Below are 18,866 nucleotides of genomic sequence, written 5' to 3'. Positions count from 1 at the left end.
TAGGCCGCATGTTTTCGGCAACCGCATCATTAAATTATGGCCGAAACGGACATAAATGGCGGCTTTTCCCGCAACCCATCTGGTTTATAGCTTTAAGCAGGCCATTCGCTGCTGACCGGATCGTTTTCCATGCCACTTCTTCACCTGATTCTCGTTGCCATCATTCAGGGCGTGACCGAGTTCCTGCCGATTTCGTCATCGGGCCACCTGATCTTGCTGCCGGCGCTTGCCGGGCTTGATGACCAGGGATTGGTTATCGATGTGGCGGTGCATCTGGGCACGCTTTTCGCCGTGCTCCTGTTTTTCTGGGACGACATGCGCGGGGCGCTCCTCGGCCTCCCGAGGCTGCTGGCGGGGCGCGCCGACACGCAAGGGGCCCGGCTGGCTCTGTTGCTGCTTGTCTCCAGCATCCCCGTGATCGGTCTGGGGCTGATTCTTCACCTCACCGGGCTCGATGCCGAGCTTCGCTCGGTGGCCGTGATCGGGTGGGCGATGCTGGTATTCGGCATCGTTCTGTACTGGGCCGACCAGTTTGGCGCCAGCCGCCGGACACAGGCCGACTGGGGGCTGTCCGACGCCATGGTGATCGGGGTCTGGCAGGCGATCGCGCTGATTCCCGGCACATCCCGCGCGGGCATCACGATCACCGGCGCGCGGTTCATGGGATATACCCGGCACGATGCGGCAAGGATCTCGATGCTCATGTCCGTGCCGACGATCCTGGCCAGCGCCCTCTTCCTCGCCGGGGAGGCGGTCATGCAGGCTGATCTGGCCGTGCTGCGTGACGGCGCAATCGCCGCCGTTTTCGCCTTTTTCGCGGCGCTCGGGGCGTTGGCCATCATGATGCGACTGCTGCGCAGCGTCAGCTTCACGCCCTATGTGGTCTATCGCGTGGTTTTGGGCGGCGTTCTTCTCGGCGTCGCCTATCTCTAGGTGTCGCGAAGGTTCGACGCCGATTCCTGGATCGCGTTGTACTGGCCGCCCGGCCTGTACGGCCAAAGGTAGTCGGGCAGAACCGCCTCGAGCGAAACCGGCTCGGTCCCGAGATCCTCAAGCCCCTTGGCACCCTCGGACACGACATTGTCCGACTTCAGGCTCGTGACCTGGTCGCGCGTTATCTGTGCCGGCACAAGGCCGAAGGTCACGGTCTGGACAAGCTCCATGACCGCGGCGAGGACCGATGCAATGCCGAAAGGAATGTTCACGATCAGCCGCCGGCGCCGGATCACGCCAAGCATCTGCTGCATGAGTTCGCGGAAGGTGTTCACATCCGGCCCGCCAAGTTCGTAGACGCCCGGCTCCGCCGTTCCTTCGACGCCCATCTGGGCGGCTTCGGCCACGTTGTCGACATAGACGGTCTGGAACCTGGTTTCCGCGCCCACCACCGGCAGGATCGGGCCCAGCCGGGACATGGCCGCGAAACGGTTGAAGAAGGCATCCTCCGGCCCGAAAATCACCGAGGGACGGAGGATAACGGCGGACGGGAAGTGCGCCAGTATCGCCTCTTCGCCGCGCCCCTTGCTTTGGGCATAGAGCGACGGCCCCTCGGGATCTGCGCCGATGGCGGAGATGTGCACCAGCCGCGCCACGCCCTCTTGCGCGGCGATGCGCGCGATACGCTCGGCGCCCTTGTCCTGGACGGCATCGAAATTGTTCCGGCCCGAACGATCGAAGGTGCCGACGCAGTTCACGACAGCATCCGCACCGTGTGCGACAGCGCGCACGCTGTCATCGTCCCGGATGTTGCAGAAAACGGGCTCGACCTGCCCGACGACGCCATATGGCTTGACGTGCATCGCCTCGTTGGGGCGGCGCACGGCAACGCGCACGCGCCAGCCCGCCTTGGCCATGCGCCGCGCGATGTAGCGTCCGACGAAGCCGGACCCCCCGTAGATCGTGACGAGCTTCGACATCTGTCATGCCTCCGAAGGCTGCGTGGTGTGCTGTCTTCCTAAACCTGCGGGGCGGATTGGACAAGCCGTGCGGCGCAAAGTTTGCCGGCGCGAAAAACGGCGTTGACACACCCCCGGGCCGGGGATAAACGGCGTGCTCACGACACCGGCCCAGGTGGCGGAATTGGTAGACGCGCTAGCTTCAGGTGCTAGTGTCCTTTTGGACGTGGTGGTTCGAGTCCACTCCTGGGCACCATTCCCCGAATTCTCCGTTGAAACGTCTCGTGACCGAGCGATCAAAGCGCCGCCTGTACCTCGCGGTGGTAGCGGCTGGACAGGACCAAGCCGAACGCCAGCGCGATGATGGAGAAGAAAATCACGTATGGGAAGCTGATATAGGTTGGCGAGTAGGTCGGGTAGAAGCCGGTGCGCATGAGCCCGGTGAGATGTATCAGCGGGTTATACCACAGTATGTTCTGCGCGAATGTCGGCAGATCCTCATACGTGTAGATGATACCCGACATGATCATCAGCGGACGTGTCAGAACGCTCCAGACAACGTTGAAAAGCGGGTAGAGCCCGGCCGGCGTCAGGGTGAGCACGCCAACGCCCAATCCCAGCAGCATGGCCAGAAGCGTCGCCTCCACGATCGGGGTAAGGCTGAGCACCGTGCGGGTTTCGACAAGGCTCAGGATAACCGTGAACAGCAGGACCATGGTGATGATGCCCGTCATGCTGTTGAGCAGGAACCGGGCCATGACCGCGTCGATCCAGCTCACCGCCGGGAAACGCAGCAGCGAACTGGAAAACTGGATCGACCGCATGATGGGGTTCGCCAGCGTCATGTAAAGGTTCAGGATGAGGTAGCCAGTCGCGTAGAACAGCAGGAAACTGGTGCCGAGAGAGGGCGAGCGCAGCAGCAGGGAAAAACCGACGCTGAGAACGAGGATCGCGAAAAGCGGCTCCAGCACACTCCACATGTACCCGCCCGGCGTTCTCCCGTAGCGCGTCGACATTTCCCGCAGTACGAGGGCCGTGACATTCCGCGCGGTGGGAAAACCGCGCCGCGGCTGGCGCGCGGGCGGCGGAAGTTCGGAGCTTGGCGTGTCGGAGTGTGCCATGACAAACCACGGTGACATTGGTTGCGTGAATACTTAGTATGTGAGTAACTCAGTCCAGTTTCAAACGGCTTTGGTCCGGAAAAGAGCAGCATGACAAAACAGAGCCAAGCCGCCGACAAGAACGCGGCGCGCGAGGAGCAGGCCGATAGTTCGGACAAATCCGAGCAGAGCGGAACCGCGCCCACGGCCGCCGGGGACGACGACACGGTATCCTTCATCACCCGCCGGCGGGACAGCAGCCATGACTCGGTCGAACACCAAGGTCAGCGACATGACTCGGTCGAACACCAGGGTCAGCGACAGGCGCAACCTGCCGATGCCAAGGGTGGCGCGGCGAAAGGTCCTGCCAAGCAGAACAACAAACCCAACCAGAAAGGCCAGAAAGCCGGGAAAAATCAGCAAGGCCAGAAAGGCGGCAACCAGAACCCTCAAAAGCAGAAGGGCCAAAAGCCCGCCGCCGAGCTGCAGCCGGCCGATGTCAAACCCGTGGCAAGCCCCGCGACGATGAAGCGCCGGCACTGGGGGGTTATCACGAGCTTCTTTCTGTTGGTGGCCGTGCCGTGGCTTGCAGTGGCCTCCTACCTGTTTTTCGTCGCGGAAGACCAGTATCATTCGATCGCCGGTTTCACGGTGCGCAGCCAGGACCAGAGCAGCGCGAACGAATTGCTCAGCGGCATCGTCGGCTTTACCGGCGGCTCCACCGCGTCGGATAGCGATATCCTGTACGAGTTCATCCAGAGTCAGGAGATGGTCCAGGCGGTCAACGAGAGGATTGACCTGCGGGAGCATTATTCGCGGTACTGGCCCTCTGACTGGGCATTTTCCGTATGGCCCGATGCAACGCAGGAAGAGCTGATCTGGTACTGGAACCGGATGATCGGGGTTTCCTATGATTCCAATACCGGGCTTATCGAGGTTCAGGTCAAGGCGTTCGACCCGGGCATGGCGCAGGATATCAACCGCGCTGTCGTCGCCGAAAGCCAGGCCCGGATCAACGCGTTGAACCGGCAGGCCCGCGAGGACGCGATGCGCTATGCCCAGGCGGATCTCGAGGAGGCGGTGGAGCTGCTGAAAAATGCGCGGCAGGCGCTGACCGAGTTCCGCACCCGTACGCAGATCGTCGATCCGGAAACGGACATCCAGACCCGAATGGGCGTCATGAGCAGCCTGCAACAGGAGCTGGCCTCGGCGCTGGTGGAATACGATCTTTTGCAGCGCACCAGCGGAGAGAACGACCCGCGGTTGCGGGAAGCGCGCCAGCGGATCGAGGTGATTCGCGAAAGGATCGCGACGGAGCGGCGGAATTTCGCCACCTCGAGCACCGAAACGGGGGGCGTCAGCCAGGATTACCCTACGCTCATCGCCGAGTTCGAGCGGCTCAAGGTTGACCAGGAATATGCCGAGGAAGCCTACTTCGCGGCCCTCAAGGCGCTGGAGGCGGCACGCGATGAGGCCGACCGTCAAAGCCGCTACCTCGCGACCTACATCACGCCCACGCGCGCCGAACAGTCTGAGTTTCCGCAGCGGTTCGTGCTGTCCGGCCTGATCCTGCTGTTCATGGTTTTGACCTGGTCGATCGGCGTTCTTATCTATTACTCGATCCGGGACCGGTCCTGAGAGATACCATGATCCGGTTTGAGAACCTGACCAAGACATTTCGAATCAACGGCCACACCAAGGTCGTGATAGACGACCTGAGCCTGACCCTGCCCAGTGGCCGCTCGATCGCGCTGCTGGGCCGTAACGGCGCCGGAAAGTCCACCTTGCTGGAGATCGTGGCCGGCAACCTGCGCCCGGATCGCGGGCGTGTCGTCAGCGACGGAACGATCTCCTTTCCCGTCGGTCTCGCGTCGGCCTTTCACAAGGATCTCAGTGCCGCCGAGAACGTGCGCTTTGTCGCGCGGATCTACGGTGTCGACACCACGGAACTGGTGGCTTTCGTGGAGGATTTCGCCGAGCTGGGCGAATCTTTCTACATGCCGGTTCGGACCTACTCCTCGGGGATGAAGGCACGGCTTGCCTTCGGCGCCTCGATGGGCATGCATTTCGACACCTATCTCGTCGACGAGGTCACCGCCGTCGGCGACCCCAAATTCAAGCGCAAGAGCAAGGCGGTCTTTGCCGAAAGGGTGAAGAACTCCAGCGCCGTGTTCGTGTCGCACTCGATACCGCAGTTGCGCCAGTATTGTGACTGCGGGATTGTCCTTGAAAAGGGACGTGCAAGGTTTTTCGAGGATCTGGAAGAGGCGATCGAGCTTCATAACGCGAACACGAGCTAGACAGCCGCGGTGTCGCGCGGGCCATGGCGCCGCCCCGGCGATGCGTGTATGGCTTTGCCCCGCCGCGCGATCTGCTACGAAACAACGGGACTGGACACCGCCACGCGGGCGCTGAACGGACCCGGACGATCACAGGAAGGACTGGATGGCCAATCATCTTTACCATCAGGATCTGCCCGACGGGCTTGACCTCGGGCCGGTCGTGGCGATCGATTGCGAAACCATGGGCCTGAACCCCCATCGCGACCGTCTTTGCGTGGTGCAGTTGTCTGCCGGGGATGGCGATGCGCATATCGTCCAGATCGACCAGGGGCAGACACGCGCGCCGAACCTCGCGGCGCTGCTGAAGGATGCGACCGTCCTGAAGCTTTTCCACTTCGGCCGTTTCGATATCGCGGCGATGTACAACGCGTTCGGTGCGCTGGCTGCGCCGGTCTATTGCACCAAGATCGCCAGCAAGCTGGTGCGTACCTATACCGATCGTCACGGTCTGAAGTTTCTTTTGCAGGAACTTCTGGGGGTGGACATATCGAAGCAGCAGCAATCCTCCGACTGGGGCGCCCGGGAACTCAGCGAGGCGCAACTCGACTACGCCGCATCGGATGTTCTCTACCTTCACCGGCTTCGCGACGTTCTCGACGAAAGGCTGGCGCGCGAAAACCGGATGCAGCTGGCACAGGGCTGTTTCGACTTTCTCCCGATGCGTGCAAGGCTTGATCTGGAGGGCTGGCCAGAGATCGACATATTCGCACACTGACGATGTCGTGGCGTGAAAACCTCTATTCCCGCTTCGTCGCGTGGATGAAAATCATCCTGCCGCTTGCCGCGCTCGGCATTCTTTCCACGGTCTTTCTCATCTCCGACAAGTTCGACCCGGCGGAAACCGTGCCCGCGGCCGGAATCGATCTTGAATCGCGTGCGCGCGATCAGGGGGCCACCAACGCGGTTTTTGCCGGGGTCACCGCCCGCGGGCACGAGGTGACACTGCGCACGGCGCGATCCGTTCCATCGGCGGATGACCCGCGCCAGTTCGAGGCCGAGGACATGACCGCACGGCTGAAGCTCGAATCGGGACGGGAGCTGGAGATTGCCGCGCGTAGCGGCGAGATCGACCAGAGCCGCGACCGGGCCGTCCTGACGGGCAATGTGACATTCCGCACAAGCGACGGGTATTCGGTGACGACGGATCGCCTGTTGCTGGGCTTCGACGAGCTATACGCGGAATCTCCCGGGCCCGTGTCCGGCACCGCCCCGGCCGGGAAGCTGACGGCGCAACGCATGGTGCTTACCAGCGATCCCGATACCGGAAACCTGCATTTGCTGTTCACCGCGGGTGTGAAGCTGATATACCGCCCAGAACGTTCCGGAGAGTAGTGGTTTGACCCGCAGATTGATACGCTTCGCCACGATCTTGTTTCTTGTCGCCTCGGGTATGGCCGTTGCGCAGGGCGCGCAGATCGCTTTTGGCAACCTCCAGGACAACAGCGACCAGGCCGTCGAGGTGACTGCGGACAACCTCGATGTGAACCAGGCGGACGGCACGGCTGTCTTTACCGGGAACGTCATCATCGGGCAGGGTGGCATGCGCCTGTCGGCATCTCGTGTTCTGGTCGTCTATCTTGACGGCCGGAACGGGATCGAGAGGCTCAAGGCGTCGGGCGGTGTCACGCTCGTCAGCGGGAAAGACGCGGCCGAGGCCGAGCGCGCGGATTACAATCTCCAGACCGGTATCATAGAGATGCAGGGCGATGTCCTGTTGCTACAGGGCAGCAACGCGCTTTCGGCGGATCGCATGACGGTTGATACCGGATCCGGGACGGCGCGCATGTCGGGCCGGGTCAAGACGGTGCTTCAACAGGGGGACGAGGGCCAGTGACGCGCGCCCAGCCCCATTTGCACCTTGCGCATCACAATACCGGCCTGCGCGTCGAGTCGTTGCGCAAGAGCTACAAGAAGCGCGTGGTCATCCGCGACGTTTCCCTCGAGATGGAGCAGGGCGAGGTCGTGGCGCTGCTTGGGCCGAACGGGTCGGGCAAGACGACGACCTTCTACGCGATTGCCGGGCTGATCTATCCCGAGGGCGGGCATGTCCTGATAGACGGCCGCGACGTGACCACCTTGCCGATGTACCGGCGGGCCAAGCTGGGAATCGGATACCTGCCGCAGGAAATGTCGATTTTCAGGGGCATGTCGGTCGAGGACAACATAACCGCCATTCTCGACATTTCCGAACCGGACCGGCACAAACGCCGCGAGCGACTCGAGGAACTTTTGTCGGATTTCTCTATCGAGCACCTGCGGCGGGTTCATGCGCTGGCGCTCTCGGGCGGGGAACGCCGACGCGTGGAAATTGCGCGGTGCCTTGCCGCGAACCCCAAGTACCTCTTGCTTGACGAACCGTTTTCGGGGGTCGATCCGATCTCGGTCGGCGACATTCGCAGGCTGGTCGTGGATCTCAAGAACCGTGGCATCGGGGTGCTGATTACCGATCACAATGTGCGCGAAACGCTGGAGATCGTCGATCGGGCCTACATCCTGCACGACGGCAAGGTGCTGATGTCCGGCAGCCCGGCCGAAGTGGTGGCGAACGAAAACGTGCGGCGCGTCTATCTGGGGGACAGTTTCCGCATTTCCTGACCCGCGGCGCGTGTCGGCGATTCCTCTCTGTCGGGCTGCATACTCCATTGACAACCGGCCGGGAAAGCGCGTCAATTGATGCATGATCTTCCGGTTCACGACCCGTCCTCTCGACGGCCCGGCCACCCAGGCCATGAGCAGCGACAAACCCGGCAGGCGCGGCATCACTTTCATCGGGTCCGGCCAATCTCCGGCGTGCGCGGCGCGTCCGGCTGGATCTGCACGTCAGAAGAAGGAGACAAGATGCTTTACCAGATAAGCGGAAAACAAATCGATGTTGGGGCGGCCCTAAAGACACACGTCGAACAAGAGCTGGATACGGTCGTCGGGAAATATGCCGAACGCCCCACCGACGCCAATGTGATATTCTCCAAGAATGCCAGCGAATACGCCTGCGAAGCGACCGTGCACCTGTCCACCGGCCTGACGGCCCAGGCCAAGGCGCACGCGCACGAGATCTATGCCGCCTTCGACCAGTGCTGTGACAAGATGGAAAAACAGCTCAGGCGCTACAAGCGGCGGCTCAAGGACCACCATCGCTCCCGCGCGGAGCCTGTTGAACTCTCCGGCGCGTCCTCCTATATCCTCGCCGCGGAAAGCGAAGGCGAGGATTCGGAGCCCGAAAGCCTGCAACCGATCATCGTGGCCGAGATGGAGACGAGGATACCCTCGCTCTCGGTCGGCGAGGCCGTGATGCAGATGGAGCTGGCGGGCGCCCCCGTGCTGGTTTTCCGGAACGAGGGCAAAAACGGTCTGAACGTCGTCTACCGGCGTGACGATGGCAACATCGGCTGGATCGACCCGTAAAACTGGTTTTGGGTATAGGTCGCCGGGCCGTTCCCACGGAGCAAGAAATGGAAATTTCCATGATCCTCAAACCCGAGGCCGTAAAAGTCTTGTCCGCGGTGTCGAGCAAGAAACGCCTGTTTCACGAGTTGGGGATGATTGCGGAATCGGCCTATGGCGTGAGCCACACCCGCGCGATCGACGCGCTGCAGGAGCGTGAAAGCCTTGGGCCTACCGGGGTGGGGCACGGCGTCGCCTTGCCCCACGCGCGCCTTGCGGACGTGTCCGAGGTCGTCGGCGCCATGGTGCTGCTGGAAAAGCCGGTCGATTTCGGCGCCGTCGACCGGCAACCGGTTGACCTTGTCTTTTCTCTCTTCGCGCCGAGCGATGCAGGGGTGGAGCATCTGAAGGCGCTCGCGCTGGTTTCGCGCACGCTGCGTGACACGTCGCTCTGCGCCAAGCTGCGCTCCAACAACGATCCCGCGACGCTTTACACCATCCTGACCGAAGCGCAGTCCATGCAGGCGGCCTGATCGGCGACTATCCCCAACGATCGAACCCGAACATGACGTAATCGCGCTGATACACCTTCGCGGTCAGCGCCTCTATCTCGTCGTCATAGATCTCGGCCAGCGAAAAAGGCAGATCCGGCGAAGCCTGCGGCGGTGCAGCCGCGTCGCAGCGGCCAACCGCCCGGGCCATCTCGGGCAGCTGGGCAGGCATCTCCTCTTCGCGGAGGATCCTGTCGGGCAGCGAGAACTGCGCCATGCCCTCCAGCGTCGCGCTCTGGCTGGCCCAGTGTGCATCCACGCGGATCCCGGTTTGCCCCCCGAGATTGGCCCGCAGAAACTCCAGGAACGCGAGGAATGCCTTTCGATGGGCGTCCCTGTCGTAGTCGGGGCCGGGCGCACCGCCGGGGATGGGCAGCTTGTGAAAGTTGCGCAGCGTCTTGCGGATATCGGCAAACGTGCCGGGGCCGCGCGGCAGTATGCGCTGGCAGAACGCGGCGTGCGCGCGCGCAACCGGGTGACGCAGGACCGTGAAACTGCGATGGCCCTTGTGGTCGCGTTTCCACTGCCTCAGGCGCTTCTGATTGAACTTCGTTGGCAGGTCTTCGGGTGCGGCCCCGTCCAGCGCGGCCAGCCAGCCCTTGATTTCCGCCTCCGGGCCCGCGCGGACCGGCATGTACAGCAAAGGGGCCTCCACGCCCGTCACGTAGCCGGGAACGGCCGGGCCACGGCGCGGTTCGAAATTCGGTGTGCGCGTCAGGTTGAAGCTATCCAGCCCCGAGAGGGCGCGCTCCATATCGTCGAAATTCACCACCTTCTCGGTCAACGCCGCGGGGTTCTGTTTCTTGAGAGAGGCATCGAGGTGGTCCAGCCTCTCCTTGCTGCCCAGATACCTGGCAAGACCGTTCATCACCTCCACGTCCTGCAGATCCTCGTATGCCACGTAGAACGCTGTCTGCCCGGTTACCTGCAAGCGGTTCAACAAGAGTACCTGGAATTCCTGGAGCCGCGCCACGTGTTCGGTGAACTCGGCCTTGTCGAACACTGCCCGGCTGTCCTTGCGTCGTTTGACGTTGGTCAGTTTCCATTGTCCGGTCGATTGGGCGATCTTCCTGGAAACGTAGCTGTCCAGCGGGTTCCGCGTCAGGATGATCTTGGCGCAGCGCGGATCCTCAAGACATATGTCAAGCGCACGGCGGTCGTGATCATGGAAGAACCGGAATCCGCCCATGCCGGGCGTCGCCTCCCGGATCGCGGTGATCAGGCGGTTCGGGTCGGCCTCGCGCATGGACTGGGTGATGCCGAGGATATCGGCGCTGTTAGGGTAGCCTATGAAATGCGGGTTGAAGGCCTCTCCGTAGCACTGGAAGCTTTCGAACGCATTGAGATTGGCCTCGAGGAAATTCGAGCCGGTGCGCATTTCCGCGAAAATGACGAAATAATCGAACGGTCCGGGCATGCGTGCCTATCGCACCAGATAGGGTTTGGGATTGTCCTGCTGCGGTTCATGCCGGTCCTGCGCGACCGGGAAGTCGCCCATCAGGTATGGATGCATCCCTTGGTTCTTGAGGTTCTGAAGGAACTGGGCGAAGCCGGTGAGATCCGCCATGCGCGGCACTTCGGCCAGACCGCTACGGTTTTCCTTGCCGATCTCATCGATGATCTTCTGAAGTGGCTCCATGGGGGCCTCTATGAATTCCGACATCGTCCATATGCGAATCCGCGCCTTGGCCCAGGGCGAGCGCAGGACATCGAGATGCTTGCTCTCGATCTTTTGCAATCGCGCCGCCTCTCGCCGGATGTCTGCGAAATTCATGTTGGACTGGAACAGCTTGACTGCCCATGCCCCGCTGATGACGGATATCTGGGCGTTCGGGTCCTTGGCGATGTCCCACTCGATATGCTCGATGTTGTCTCGCGGCCCCAACTGGAAGCATTGCCGCTCGCCCCGCGTGTTCCAGATCAGGTTGGTGAGAAACGCCCGCTTGTTGTAGTCTCGCAACTTGGCGCTGTCGCTCAGCGCGCCGTTCATCACCTTCTGACCGTCCGAGAACTCGGCCCGCTCCTGCGCGAAGAGGTGGCCATGCACCCGGGCACCCGTAGCCTTGTGCAACCAGACCTCGAAATTCTCGAACAGGTCGCCGAAACCCTCGAAGACCGAGTACTGGCCGCAAGTCAGGCCGTTCTCGCGCCCCTCTGCCGGGAACCGGCTCTGCATGTACAGCCCCGGGCGGCCGCGCGTGCGCCGCTCCACCGCCTTGGCGAATATGCGGTCGATCTTGCCCGGGTTGGGTTCCGTCCTCTTCATGGCGCTGTCCTGGTCTTTCAGGAACGCGTCGTACAGGCGGTTCGCGAATGGCCAGATCTTGCGCGCCACGAAGCAGTCGGAACGGCGCAGCAACTGCAAGTGATCGTCGTAGAAAATGTGCGGCTTGCCCTGGTAGTCGAACTTGGAAAGCGTCAGCGAGCGGCTTTCGATGTTGCGGGAATAGAGCCGTGAAAGCGTCTGGAAATAACTCTCGTCCGGGATCCAGACCCGCCGGAAATACCTGTCGTATACCTTCCTGTCGGGATCTTCCAGAATGGCCGAAAGTGTCTGCCGCGTAAGGCACCACCACTGGCTGCCCATGTGCGGCACGATCCCGTTGGGTATCCTGCGCTTGTAGCCGACCTTGCGTTGAAGCTCGACATACTTGTCGAAAAGGAACCGCTGCCGCCGCCAAGCGAAAGGAAAACGCAGGGTAAAGCGCTCCTGTTCCAGCCCGCCGATGGTCCACGGCACCTCGGCGGTCGTGGCGGACTCGATGAAATCCGTCGTCGGCCGCTGTTCAAGGTAGTCGATCAGTTCCTGCACCGGCCGGAGAGGGAGGCAGGCGCCCGATGTCAGGTAAACGTGGCGGACGTCGGCGAATTCGGACAGCATCGTCTCGGCCGCCGTCTGCGTGGCGGCGACGAGGCCCCAAGTGCCCCATTCGCAGCGGTGCCGCGTGACGAACCTTATGTCGGGCAGATCGGAAAGTGACGCGGCAAAGGCATCGTAGGTCTTGCGCGGCACGTTGCGGTCCACGTGAAACACGATCGGGCAGCCCGCCGCCGCCCAGTGCCGCGCCACCTGCTCGGCCCTGTCGAAGGCGGTATGGACGAGCATGATGATCCCGACGCTCATAGTGGACACGGCCCCCTGTTCATGCCCAGTTGCCCTTGGACATAAGCCCCAGTATCTCTAGTTGTCTCCAGTTTATATACTTTTCCGACCAATTGCACCAAAGGTCTGGATTCTGCTGGATATTCTCGGCATAGGCCTTGTACTCCACGCTCCCGGCATAATGCTGGCCGCGCTCCAGCTCTTCCTGCGCCTTGGCGCCGAAGGTGTCGAGGAACTTGGTGTGCAGCAGCACCCCGCTGACGCGTTCGCCGCCCCACTGGTCGTAGGTCAGGTTGAGCCCGCGCGGCAGAAGCATGTGCGTGGAACTGACATAGGCATAGCGGCGGTCCCATTTCACCAGCGGGATCTTGTTCAGCGCCGGCGCTTTCCGTGGCCGGTCGGGAAAGAACACGCGCGCCCGCGGGCCGCCCTGTATCCAGAGGTTCCAGTAGGAATGGTTCCGGCTGATCATGTAGTTGCCGGGATCAAACCACGCCGCGATCTCGATCGGGTCCTGCCCGGAACGGTAGGGCATCGCGTCAATCCGCCCCTTGGGATACATGTCCAGCAGCATCGCTCCGAAGGAGCGCACGCCCGAGACATCCAGCCAGTCGGTCAGCGCGCGGATGGGGCGCGTATCGCAGAAAGGATAAACGAACAGCTCATCCGGATCGACGACCAGCGTCCAGTGCCCGTGGGCGTACTTGCGCTGAAGGTAATTGAGCCAGTCGACACCGAAACGCGCGCGCTTGTAGCTGGAATTCGTTGTCCAGAGCGAAACATCCCCCTGCGCCGAAAGGTATTCGGGCCCGCCATCCGTGCTGGCATTGTCGACCATGAGGAAATGCGAGACGCCGAGCTTGCGATAGTACTGCAGGAAATAGGGCAGGCGCACATGCTCGTTGCGGAAGGTCGAGAACAGCAATATGTCACCGGGGCGTATGGCCCCGGTCCGGTCCCGCACCGGCCGCATCGAGAAATGCTTGCGATACGCACGGATATGGGCCCGTTTCCGGCGAAGCCGCATGAGATATGACTGCCATAGGCTCAAGTTCTGTGGTCCCGTGTCTTTTTTCCGTTGGCCGCGCCCAACGCTAGCGCGGCAGTGCTAACATGTGGCTGACACGTCCAGCCCGCCGGGCATCTCGCGATGCGGCCAGCATAAATCGTGGTCGGAAAATGGCAATCGGGCCGCTGGTTTCTCATATCCAGCCCCCGCGCGACATCAGGCCCATCGACTCCAGCTGGCGCCACCCGGTCAGGCGCGTGGAAGCCTCGCAGAAAAGGTCCGGATCGCGGGTGAGCGCATCGTAATACGCGTCGTAGAGCGCACTGTTGGCGAAATGCTCGCGCCTTTCCTTTTCCTCGGCGGACTTCTCGACGATCGTGTTCAGGAACTTGGTGTGCAGCAGAACGCCCGACGTCAGTTCGCCGCCGGTGTCGTCGTACACGCGATTGAGCCGCCGTGGCAGCGCGGCGTGGGCCGAATTGACGTAAACATAGCGCCAGTGCCATTTCACCAGCGGGATCTTTTGCATCGTGGGCGCCCGCCGCGGATTGTCGGCAAAGAACACGCGCGCCCGCACCCCCCCTTGCACCCAGAGGTTCTGCAATCGCGGCTGTTTGCGGATCATGTAATTGCCGGCGTCGAACCAGCACAGCGTTTCGAAGGGATCGTCCCCGCGCCGGTAGGGTTGTGCGCCGACGGGTCCCCTGGGATACATGTCGAGCATCAGCGCCCCGAAAGAGCGCCGGCCCTGTCGTTCCAGCCAGTCCACCAACGCGGGCAGCGGCCGCGTGTCGTGATAAGGGTAAACAAGGATCTCGTCGGCATCCAGCGTCAGGCACCAGTGCCCGTGCGCATGACGCATCATCAACCATGTCAGCCAGTCGAGTCCGAAGCGTGACAGGCGATAGCTGTGTTCCGTCGTCCAGAGCGATACGTCACGCTGCTGCGCAAGGTACTCCCGCGTGCCGTCATCGCTGCCGTTGTCGACGAAAAGGAAATGCCCGACCCCGAGATTCCGGTGATGGTCGAGGAAATGCGGAAGACGCACGCGCTCGTTGCGCACCGTGGACGCGGCGAGGATATCGGTCGCGCGGATCTGGGCCGTGCGGTCGATAACGGGACAGAGCTGGCGCCGTTTGCGCAGTGCCCGGAACAGCAGGCGCCGCCGCTTCCAGCGCAGCCTGTAAAGGGTTCCTGCCTCTTTCAGCCAGTCCATTGCCGCTGACGTTCTTTGTCTGCTCCGCGGACCAGACTCGTCATTATTCGTCGTAATGTCCAGCTTGATGCCAGCGCCACGCGTCGGAAATCATTTCGGCGAGAGTCGACCGGGCGGGTTGCCAGCCCAGTTCCTGCACGGCCCGGGAAGACCCCGAAACCAGTTTCGTGCAGTCGCCGGGCCGGCGCGGCCCCTCTACGACCGGTACGCTCCGGTTGGTCACCGCGGCGGAATGGTCGATCACTTCGCGCACCGAGAACCCCTTGCCCGTACCGAGGTTGAACACCCGGCTGCCGCGACCCGCCTGCAGCCATTCCAGCCCCAGAATGTGCGCCTCGACAAGGTCCATCACGTGCACGTAGTCGCGGATGCAGGTCCCGTCGGGGGTGTCGTAATCGGTGCCGTGTATGGTCAGCGCGTCGCGCCGGCCGTCGATGGCGTCGAGCATCAGCGGCACCAGATGCGTCTCGGGCCGGTGGAACTCGCCGATTTCCGCCTCGGGGTCGGCCCCGGCCACGTTGAAATACCGGAAGATCACGTGGTTTAGCCCGTGAGCGGCCTCGAAGTCGCGCAGCATGTCCTCGATCGCGCGTTTCGACGCCCCGTAGGCATTGGTTGGGTTCTGGGGGCTGTTCTCGTCAAGCACGACATTGTCCTGTTCCCCGTAGGTGGCGCAGGTCGAGGAGAAGACGATGTCGTGGCAGCCGGCATCCGCCGCGGCCTGCAACAGCGCAAGCGACCCGGCCACGTTGTTGTCCCAGTACAGGCCCGGGTTGCGCATGCATTCGCCGACGAGGCTCAACGCGGCGAAATGCATCACCGCCGCGGGCCGGTAGACCCTGAACACCTGGTCGAGCCTGTCGCGGTCGCGCAGGTCGCCCTGCTCGAACGGTCCGTACCTGACGGCGTTCTTCCATCCCGTGCCGAGGTTGTCGTAGGTCACGGGCGTGTAGCCCCGCGCCCTGAGCAGCTTGCAGGCGTGGGAGCCGATGTAGCCCGCGCCGCCGGTCACCAGTATGTTCGTCATCATGCGTCTCCGATTGCAGGGGTGCGGCAGCCGCCCCCGTTTGCCGGCAGTTTTCGTCAGGGCAGGTTCATCTCGCGCATCATCGCTTCGATCCGCGGCACGTCCTCGGGATTGTTGAGTTCCCAGAACTGCCGGCCGCGCGCATCGACCTCGACGCAGAGCACGGGCTGGCCGTTTTCGAGAAAGCGCAGCTGTTCCAGGCCCTCCAGTTCTTCCAGCGGCCCCACGGGCCAGCCGGGATAGTCCCGCAGCGCGCCGGGACGGTAGGCATAGACCCCCACATGGTGAAAGACCGGTGTACGGGCATCCGGCGCGTAGGTGCGGCCCGTAAAGGGTATGACCTCCTTTGAAAAATAGAGCGCGTGGCCGTTGTGCCCGAAAACCGCCGTCGTCCCGCCCACGCGCCCGGCGGCGCGGTCCTGGAGAAAGCTTTCATGCGCGCGCCCGTCGCACGCCAGAACGGGCGTGGCGACGTTCGCGGTTGCGTCCTGCCGCAAGCCCAACAGCAGCTTTTCCACGAACCACGGCGGGGTGAGCGGTGCATCGCCCTGCAGGTTGACGACGAGTTCGAACCCTCCGCCGACCATCTCGGATGCCTCGGCACAACGTTCGGTGCCGTTGCGGCACCGGTCGGACGTCATGATGACCTCGGCGCCGAATTCCTCGCAGGCGGAGCGAATCCTGTCGTCGTCGGTGGCGATGACGACCCGATCAACCCCGCTGATCGTGCCGGCGGCCTCCCAGGTGCGCTGAACCAGCGATTTGGGCGCCCCGGCCGCCCCGGTCAGCATCGCCAAGGGCTTGCCGGGATATCGCGACGAGGCGTAGCGCGCCGGGATGACGACCAGTACGCTCATGCAGCGGGGGCGAGCGCCACGCCGGGGGCATAGGCGATGAAAAACGGATTCGCGTAGCCGTCCTTGCCGTAATGCAGCGGTTCGTGATCATCGAACCGCACCACCTGCCCGCCAGCCCCGCGAAGCACCGCATCGCCGGCGGCGGTGTCCCATTCCATCGTGCGTCCGAGCCTAGGGTACAGGTCTGCCTCGCCGCTGGCCACCAGGCAGAACTTCAGTGACGATCCCGCGCTGGTCATGTCCTTGACCGCGTAGCGCGAGATGTAGTCATCCGTGGCCTGGTCCCGATGTGACTTGGAAGCGACGACCATCAGCGCATCATTGTCGGGATCGGACACGTGCAATGGCCGGACGTCTCCACGGGTGTCCGGGCTGAACGGGCCGGTTTCCTCCACGCTGCCGCTGTCCGGCAGCGTGTAGAACATGCGTTTTCTCGCGGGGGCGTACACGATGCCGAGCGTAGGCACGCCACCTTCCACCAGAGCGATGTTCACGGTGAAGTCGCCGCGGCGTTGCACGAATTCCTTGGTTCCGTCCAGCGGATCGACGATGGCAAAGGTGGAGGCCGTCTGGCCATGCGATTGGGCCTGTTCCTCGGTGACGAGCACGAGGTCGGGAAACGCGTCCCGAAGCCCGTCCGATATCAGGGCGTCCGCGGCCTCGTCGGCCTCGGTGACGGGGCTGTCATCGGATTTGAGCTTCACGTCGAAATCCTCTGAATTGTAGATTTCCATGATCCGCTCTCCCGCAGCCAGCGCGAGGCGACGCGAAACGGTCATAAATTCGGCATGATTCAAGACAATACTCCGGTTTGAAACGGGCCGGTCCGGCCGAGTTGCGCGATTCATCGGCCCCTCTTATGATATGACGCCAACGGATCGGCAAGAAATCCATGCGCAAACGGGAATCGGGCACGAGGGCAGCAGGGCCAGATGTTTCAGCAGACCGGTCCCAGGACGTTGTTCCAGTCGGCGATCACGATCGCCGAGCTGATCTATCATGAAACCGTCCGCAAGGTTCGCAATACCCACAGCAATGCCCTGATGGCGCTTTTGGTGAACATGCTGCAGGCCGTCATCCTCGTGGCGGCGTTCTACGTGATGTTCACCGTTCTGGGTTTGCGCGCGGCGAAGATCCGGGGCGATTTCCTGCTTTACGTGATGTCCGGTATCTTTCTGTTCATCACGCATGTAAAGGCTGTCGGGGCCGTCGCGGGCTCGGACACCGCCGCCTCGCCGATGATGCAGCACGCGCCGATGAACACGATCATCTCCATCGTGGCAAGCGGTCTCAGCTCGCTCTACATCCAGGTGCTCTCGCTTTTCGTCGTCCTGTTTGTCTACCACGTCGTCGTGACGCCGTTCGAGGTGCACCAGCCGGTCCTGGCCTTTGCGATGTTCCTGTTGGCGTGGTTTACCGGCTGCGCGGTGGGTCTTTTGCTGCTGGCGATCAAGCCGTGGTTTCCCACGTTCGTCTCCATCGCGACGATGACGTATCAGCGGGTCAACATGATCGCGTCGGGCAAGATGTTCGTGGCCAACGCCCTGCCGCCGAAGCTGCTTGCGATGTTCGACTGGAACCCGCTGTTCCATGCCATCGACCAGTGCCGCGGCTTCGTCTTCGTCAACTATTTCCCGCACAATTCGAGCATAGAATACCCTGTGATCGTGGGGCTGGTGCTGATCATGCTGGGGCTGATGGGCGAGTTCTACACGCGCCAGTACGTCTCGAGCAGCTGGAGCGCGCGGCGCTGATACGGCGCCGCGGGCCGGCGGCGTCAATCCACGACACGCAGGGTGAGGTTCAACCGCCCCCCGTTCCTGAGCAACCTCGACGACCCGAACCTGATCCGGTCCAGCCCGTGGTAGCGCAGGCGGGCCTCGCCGCCCATGACCACCACGTCGCCGGAGCGCAGCCATATCGATTCCGTCCGGCCGCCGCGCGTGTCGTTGCCCATGCGGAACAGGCCCTCGTCGCCAAGCGAGACGGACAGAACGGGCCAGCTGAAATCGGCCTCGTCCCGGTCCTGATGCAGACCCATCCTTGCCGCTTCGCCGTAGTAATTCACGAGACAGCAATCCGGATCGCGCGCCGGGCCGACCAGCTCGCGCCACACCTGGAGGATGCGGTGCGGAATGTCCGGCCAGGGCTGGCCATCCGGATGGCGCGTTTCGTAGCGATAGCCGGACCGGTCGGATAACCAGCCGTACTTCCCCGCCGACGTCATCTGTACGCGCATCGGTTTGCCCGACGGGGTGACGGGGGAAAAGAGGGGTGCCTGGGCCACGACCGCGCGTATGTCTTCCAGCACGGCCTGCTGTGAGGCTGAATCAAGCAGGCTCTCGTAGATCTGGAAACCGCGTATCGTGTGTGTCGGTTCGGCCATGC

General features: G+C 62.7%; 20 protein-coding genes and 1 tRNA gene. 11 read left to right on the top strand and 10 right to left on the bottom strand.

Annotated elements, in window-relative coordinates; genetic code table 11:
* Positions 1 to 129: 129 nt before the first annotated feature.
* Positions 130 to 933, top strand: a complete 804-nt coding sequence (locus ACH13J_RS01645; protein WP_397541567.1) for an undecaprenyl-diphosphate phosphatase — start codon at positions 130 to 132, stop codon at positions 931 to 933.
* Here the strand turns inward: ACH13J_RS01645 and ACH13J_RS01640 are convergent.
* The gene (locus ACH13J_RS01640) at positions 930 to 1,913 is read right to left on the bottom strand and encodes an NAD-dependent epimerase/dehydratase family protein (RefSeq protein WP_397541566.1); all 984 of its coding nucleotides are present in this window, start codon (positions 1,911 to 1,913) and stop codon (positions 930 to 932) included. The two genes, ACH13J_RS01645 and ACH13J_RS01640, sit on opposite strands and share 4 nt — an antisense overlap.
* 148 nt (positions 1,914 to 2,061) lie before the next feature.
* On the opposite strand from ACH13J_RS01640, the gene ACH13J_RS01635 reads away from it, so the two are divergent.
* Positions 2,062 to 2,148 (top strand) — tRNA-Leu (locus tag ACH13J_RS01635).
* A gap of 40 nt (positions 2,149 to 2,188) precedes the next feature.
* On the opposite strand, the gene ACH13J_RS01630 is transcribed toward ACH13J_RS01635, so the two are convergent.
* Entirely contained in the window at positions 2,189 to 3,013 is an 825-nt protein-coding gene (locus tag ACH13J_RS01630; RefSeq protein WP_397541565.1) for an ABC transporter permease, read from the bottom strand.
* Between the two features lie 90 nt (positions 3,014 to 3,103).
* Between ACH13J_RS01630 and ACH13J_RS01625 the strand changes: the two genes are divergently transcribed.
* The 8 genes from ACH13J_RS01625 to ACH13J_RS01590 all read left to right on the top strand — a co-directional run bounded on the left by ACH13J_RS01625 (position 3,104) and on the right by ACH13J_RS01590 (position 9,248).
* Positions 3,104 to 4,630 (top strand): sugar transporter, encoded by a 1,527-nt coding sequence (locus tag ACH13J_RS01625; RefSeq protein ID WP_397541564.1) that lies wholly within the window; start codon positions 3,104 to 3,106, stop codon positions 4,628 to 4,630.
* 8 nt (positions 4,631 to 4,638) lie between these two features.
* On the top strand, positions 4,639 to 5,292 hold the full coding sequence (locus ACH13J_RS01620) for an ATP-binding cassette domain-containing protein (protein WP_397541563.1): 654 nt from the start codon (positions 4,639 to 4,641) through the stop codon (positions 5,290 to 5,292).
* 145 nt (positions 5,293 to 5,437) lie between these two features.
* Positions 5,438 to 6,049 (top strand): ribonuclease D, encoded by a 612-nt coding sequence (locus ACH13J_RS01615; protein WP_397541562.1) that lies wholly within the window; start codon positions 5,438 to 5,440, stop codon positions 6,047 to 6,049.
* A gap of 2 nt (positions 6,050 to 6,051) precedes the next feature.
* Positions 6,052 to 6,666, top strand: coding sequence for an LPS export ABC transporter periplasmic protein LptC (gene lptC / locus ACH13J_RS01610; protein WP_397541561.1), 615 nt, complete (start codon positions 6,052 to 6,054; stop codon positions 6,664 to 6,666).
* A gap of 58 nt (positions 6,667 to 6,724) precedes the next feature.
* The gene (lptA, locus tag ACH13J_RS01605) at positions 6,725 to 7,168 is read left to right on the top strand and encodes a lipopolysaccharide transport periplasmic protein LptA (RefSeq protein ID WP_397541652.1); all 444 of its coding nucleotides are present in this window, start codon (positions 6,725 to 6,727) and stop codon (positions 7,166 to 7,168) included.
* A complete protein-coding gene (gene lptB / locus ACH13J_RS01600; RefSeq protein ID WP_397541560.1) occupies positions 7,165 to 7,929 on the top strand; it encodes an LPS export ABC transporter ATP-binding protein in 765 nt (254 codons plus the stop codon). Before lptA ends, lptB begins: the two co-directional genes overlap by 4 nt.
* Positions 7,930 to 8,172: 243 nt before the next feature.
* Positions 8,173 to 8,736, top strand: coding sequence for a ribosome hibernation-promoting factor, HPF/YfiA family (hpf, locus tag ACH13J_RS01595; protein WP_397541559.1), 564 nt, complete (start codon positions 8,173 to 8,175; stop codon positions 8,734 to 8,736).
* 47 nt (positions 8,737 to 8,783) lie between these two features.
* Positions 8,784 to 9,248, top strand: a complete 465-nt coding sequence (locus ACH13J_RS01590) for a PTS sugar transporter subunit IIA (RefSeq protein WP_397541558.1) — start codon at positions 8,784 to 8,786, stop codon at positions 9,246 to 9,248.
* Positions 9,249 to 9,255: 7 nt separating this feature from the next.
* Here the strand turns inward: ACH13J_RS01590 and ACH13J_RS01585 are convergent, their stop codons facing one another.
* The 7 genes from ACH13J_RS01585 to cysQ all read right to left on the bottom strand — a co-directional run bounded on the left by ACH13J_RS01585 (position 9,256) and on the right by cysQ (position 17,257).
* On the bottom strand, positions 9,256 to 10,683 hold the full coding sequence (locus tag ACH13J_RS01585; protein ID WP_397541557.1) for a sulfotransferase family 2 domain-containing protein: 1,428 nt from the start codon (positions 10,681 to 10,683) through the stop codon (positions 9,256 to 9,258).
* 6 nt (positions 10,684 to 10,689) lie between these two features.
* Positions 10,690 to 12,390, bottom strand: coding sequence for a DUF5927 domain-containing protein (locus ACH13J_RS01580; RefSeq protein WP_397541651.1), 1,701 nt, complete (start codon positions 12,388 to 12,390; stop codon positions 10,690 to 10,692).
* Positions 12,391 to 12,409: 19 nt separating this feature from the next.
* Positions 12,410 to 13,396 carry a glycosyltransferase family 2 protein gene (locus tag ACH13J_RS01575; RefSeq protein ID WP_397541556.1) on the bottom strand — a complete coding sequence of 329 codons (987 nt, stop codon included), beginning with the start codon at positions 13,394 to 13,396 and terminating at the stop codon, positions 12,410 to 12,412.
* Between the two features lie 175 nt (positions 13,397 to 13,571).
* Positions 13,572 to 14,594: a glycosyltransferase family 2 protein gene (locus ACH13J_RS01570; RefSeq protein ID WP_397541555.1), complete on the bottom strand. Its 1,023-nt coding sequence runs from the start codon at positions 14,592 to 14,594 to the stop codon at positions 13,572 to 13,574.
* A gap of 43 nt (positions 14,595 to 14,637) precedes the next feature.
* Positions 14,638 to 15,621: a UDP-glucose 4-epimerase GalE gene (gene galE / locus ACH13J_RS01565; protein ID WP_397541554.1), complete on the bottom strand. Its 984-nt coding sequence runs from the start codon at positions 15,619 to 15,621 to the stop codon at positions 14,638 to 14,640.
* Between the two features lie 56 nt (positions 15,622 to 15,677).
* A complete protein-coding gene (locus ACH13J_RS01560) occupies positions 15,678 to 16,478 on the bottom strand; it encodes a 3-deoxy-manno-octulosonate cytidylyltransferase (protein WP_397541553.1) in 801 nt (266 codons plus the stop codon).
* Complete coding sequence (gene cysQ, locus ACH13J_RS01555) at positions 16,475 to 17,257, bottom strand: 3'(2'),5'-bisphosphate nucleotidase CysQ (RefSeq protein WP_397541552.1); 783 nt, start codon at positions 17,255 to 17,257, stop codon at positions 16,475 to 16,477. The genes ACH13J_RS01560 and cysQ overlap by 4 nt, the downstream gene beginning before the upstream one ends.
* Before the next feature lie 153 nt (positions 17,258 to 17,410).
* On the opposite strand from cysQ, the gene ACH13J_RS01550 reads away from it, so the two are divergent.
* The gene (locus ACH13J_RS01550; protein ID WP_397541551.1) at positions 17,411 to 18,232 is read left to right on the top strand and encodes an ABC transporter permease; all 822 of its coding nucleotides are present in this window, start codon (positions 17,411 to 17,413) and stop codon (positions 18,230 to 18,232) included.
* A gap of 23 nt (positions 18,233 to 18,255) precedes the next feature.
* On the opposite strand, the gene ACH13J_RS01545 is transcribed toward ACH13J_RS01550, so the two are convergent.
* The gene (locus ACH13J_RS01545; RefSeq protein WP_397541550.1) at positions 18,256 to 18,864 is read right to left on the bottom strand and encodes an alpha-ketoglutarate-dependent dioxygenase AlkB; all 609 of its coding nucleotides are present in this window, start codon (positions 18,862 to 18,864) and stop codon (positions 18,256 to 18,258) included.
* Positions 18,865 to 18,866 lie beyond the last annotated feature (2 nt).

The organism is Roseovarius salis (genome assembly GCF_044472985.1).
Lineage (GTDB): Bacteria > Pseudomonadota > Alphaproteobacteria > Rhodobacterales > Rhodobacteraceae > Roseovarius > Roseovarius salis.
The sequence above is the reverse complement of the archived record's forward strand: the minus strand, read 5'-3'. Positions and strand labels throughout refer to the sequence as shown.

Bases quoted from the DNA above. Each gene is read 5' to 3' on its own strand.
- ACH13J_RS01645 (WP_397541567.1), top strand. From the start codon at position 130: ATGCCACTTCTTCACCTGATTCTCGTTGCCATCATTCAGGGCGTGACC.
- ACH13J_RS01640 (WP_397541566.1), bottom strand. From the start codon at position 1,913: ATGTCGAAGCTCGTCACGATCTACGGGGGGTCCGGCTTCGTCGGACGC.
- ACH13J_RS01630 (WP_397541565.1), bottom strand. From the start codon at position 3,013: ATGGCACACTCCGACACGCCAAGCTCCGAACTTCCGCCGCCCGCGCGC.
- ACH13J_RS01625 (WP_397541564.1), top strand. From the start codon at position 3,104: ATGACAAAACAGAGCCAAGCCGCCGACAAGAACGCGGCGCGCGAGGAG.
- ACH13J_RS01620 (WP_397541563.1), top strand. From the start codon at position 4,639: ATGATCCGGTTTGAGAACCTGACCAAGACATTTCGAATCAACGGCCAC.
- ACH13J_RS01615 (WP_397541562.1), top strand. From the start codon at position 5,438: ATGGCCAATCATCTTTACCATCAGGATCTGCCCGACGGGCTTGACCTC.
- lptC (WP_397541561.1), top strand. From the start codon at position 6,052: ATGTCGTGGCGTGAAAACCTCTATTCCCGCTTCGTCGCGTGGATGAAA.
- lptA (WP_397541652.1), top strand. From the start codon at position 6,725: ATGGCCGTTGCGCAGGGCGCGCAGATCGCTTTTGGCAACCTCCAGGAC.
- hpf (WP_397541559.1), top strand. From the start codon at position 8,173: ATGCTTTACCAGATAAGCGGAAAACAAATCGATGTTGGGGCGGCCCTA.
- ACH13J_RS01590 (WP_397541558.1), top strand. From the start codon at position 8,784: ATGGAAATTTCCATGATCCTCAAACCCGAGGCCGTAAAAGTCTTGTCC.
- ACH13J_RS01585 (WP_397541557.1), bottom strand. From the start codon at position 10,683: ATGCCCGGACCGTTCGATTATTTCGTCATTTTCGCGGAAATGCGCACC.
- ACH13J_RS01580 (WP_397541651.1), bottom strand. From the start codon at position 12,390: ATGAGCGTCGGGATCATCATGCTCGTCCATACCGCCTTCGACAGGGCC.
- ACH13J_RS01575 (WP_397541556.1), bottom strand. From the start codon at position 13,396: ATGCGGCTTCGCCGGAAACGGGCCCATATCCGTGCGTATCGCAAGCAT.
- ACH13J_RS01570 (WP_397541555.1), bottom strand. From the start codon at position 14,594: ATGGACTGGCTGAAAGAGGCAGGAACCCTTTACAGGCTGCGCTGGAAG.
- galE (WP_397541554.1), bottom strand. From the start codon at position 15,621: ATGACGAACATACTGGTGACCGGCGGCGCGGGCTACATCGGCTCCCAC.
- ACH13J_RS01560 (WP_397541553.1), bottom strand. From the start codon at position 16,478: ATGAGCGTACTGGTCGTCATCCCGGCGCGCTACGCCTCGTCGCGATAT.
- cysQ (WP_397541552.1), bottom strand. From the start codon at position 17,257: ATGACCGTTTCGCGTCGCCTCGCGCTGGCTGCGGGAGAGCGGATCATG.
- ACH13J_RS01550 (WP_397541551.1), top strand. From the start codon at position 17,411: ATGTTTCAGCAGACCGGTCCCAGGACGTTGTTCCAGTCGGCGATCACG.
- ACH13J_RS01545 (WP_397541550.1), bottom strand. From the start codon at position 18,864: ATGGCCGAACCGACACACACGATACGCGGTTTCCAGATCTACGAGAGC.